This is a genomic window from Cupriavidus sp. SK-4, from assembly GCF_000611125.1.
Taxonomy (GTDB): domain Bacteria; phylum Pseudomonadota; class Gammaproteobacteria; order Burkholderiales; family Burkholderiaceae; genus Cupriavidus; species Cupriavidus necator.
This window is the reverse complement of sequence record NZ_JFJW01000093.1, coordinates 1097-1611: the sequence shown is the minus strand read 5'-3', so window position 1 is coordinate 1611 and position 515 is coordinate 1097. Positions and strand designations below refer to the sequence as shown.

The 515-nt window shown below is 77.7% G+C and carries 1 pseudogene; it reads right to left on the bottom strand.

From position 1 onward, the window contains the following. Nucleotides 1–515, bottom strand: a pseudogene (locus tag CF68_RS38505) (KfrA protein); the annotation flags it as partial.

Sequence of the window (515 nt, the reverse complement as noted above, 5' to 3'; positions counted from 1 at the left end):
TTCCGCTTCGGCCCGCTCGGCCCGGCGCTGGGCCGCCGCGAGTTCCGCCTGCACGGTGTCCAGGTCGCCCGCAGCCTTGCGCTGCGCCTGCTCGGTGGCCGCGAGCCGCTCGGCCAGCGCCACGGCCTGGGCTTCCAGCTTGGCCCGGGCCTCCGCCCGCGCCACCGCGGCATCGCGTGCCTCGCTGCGTGCCGCCGCCAGTTCGGCGCGCAGGTCGTCGGCCGTGCGCTCACTCTTCTGGCGCGCGGTGCGCTCCTGGTCCAGCTCGCGCAGGCTGCGCCGCTCGCTCGCCTCGGCGCGTTCCTGCGCGAGCGTCACCGCCTCGCGGGCCCGCTCGAGCTCGGTCGAGAATTGGGTGCGCAGTTCCGCCAGCTGGCGACCCGCCGCCTCCAGTTCCCCCCGCCCCGCTTCCCAACGCGCCCGCGTGGCGGCGTGCGCCTGGCGCTCGGCCGCCAGCTCCGCGTGCACGGTGTCGTGCGCCTGCCGGGCTTCCGCCAGTTGGGCGGCAATGGCCG